The organism is Thermincola ferriacetica (assembly GCF_001263415.1).
GTDB classification, from domain to species: domain Bacteria; phylum Bacillota; class Thermincolia; order Thermincolales; family Thermincolaceae; genus Thermincola; species Thermincola ferriacetica.
In genome coordinates this window covers 1-1,335 of the sequence record NZ_LGTE01000057.1, presented here as the reverse complement: position 1 = coordinate 1,335, position 1,335 = coordinate 1, and the positions used below count along the sequence as shown (strand labels likewise).

The following is a 1,335-nucleotide window of genomic DNA, read 5'->3' as shown; positions in this document are numbered from 1 at the left end:
CACGGAAAAGTAATCTCTGGTTATTAACTACGATAACTACGCCAGTGCCTTAGGCCCTTGGCTTTGCGTCCCTGTCTTTCGACAGGTTTGCCCTACTATGAATTTAAGATTTGTTGACCAAAGTTTTAATGATACATAATATTAAAAATGTTACATTAGGCTTTTATCCATACTTATTTTTGAAAAAATAGGGTAAAAGCTTCTAAATACAGTCCTGGACTATTGTATACAGGTTCGAACGCTAGTCTTAATCAGTAATATTAAGCGCTATTAGTATCAGGAAGGACTAAAAGGTCGAGCCGTTTTTTTTTGTGCAATTCAGCTAAATCAACAATGAAAACCATTGTTTAAGCACAATTTGTAGAAATATGTCTAACAAACAACCATTTTTTAAAAATATGTCGATGATTGGCAGGATTAATTATTTTTCCGTCGTATAAAATATATATAGAATTATTTGGTATGCTACATTTTTAATAATATGTTTTATGTTATTTCTTGTTTATGTTATTTTCTATAAAATGTGTATATATGTGTGAATGGCCAACTAGAACGACTTTCTATTTTTTACCAACAAATAACGCAAAAAAATTCCTGCCCGGTTGAAATACAACTAGGTAGGAATTTTTCTTTTTGCCTCCAGGAGTCTAAAGTGGCCGGGGGGTTGGTAAGAAAATGCCCCCGGCCATATTTTTTACATAAATTCTTGTGCCGGAAAAATCTATACGGAACTGAACTCCGCATGTAGGTCCCCTAAAGACAATAAAATAACCAAGCCGTTCCAACGGTCTGAGTGTAAGCATGAAGGTAATAACCCCCGGTTGAATGGGCTAATTCGCCTGGCGATATACCGACCATTGTTCGGCAACTGGACAAATTATAAAGGGTTGGCTAAGGATGTGCCTTTTAAAAGAATGGAAGAAACCCAGGACAAGACGGCGAAAGTTGGTCAGCCTTGGAATTCCTGAAAATTGGGCGCGTCGCGAAATGGCCATTGGGCATTAGCCAATAGCCCGCAAATAAATAAAGCCCTTGGCCTCAGCTATTGGTGAGAACAAGGACTTGTATGTTTAATCAAAAGGTACAGAAAAATTCGGCTCCAACGTGAACCGCCGTATACTAAACAGTACGTACAGTAGTTTGGGGTACGGGAGTTAATCAACTCCCTCCTACCCCATGAATATCTATATAGCTTCAGCCATATCCCGGCCAATAACCTTCTCTAAATCAAGGATTATGACCAATCCCGCTTCCATTTTGGCCACCCCGGTGATGTAATTTTCGTCTACGGTAGAAGTGAGAAGAGAGGATGGTTTTTCAATTACACTGCCGGAA

Annotated in this window: 1 riboswitch. The window is 38.7% G+C overall.

Annotated features, from left to right (window positions below):
- Positions 1-19 precede the first annotated feature (19 nt).
- Positions 20-102: riboswitch (cyclic di-GMP riboswitch) on the bottom strand.
- Positions 103-1,335 lie beyond the last annotated feature (1,233 nt).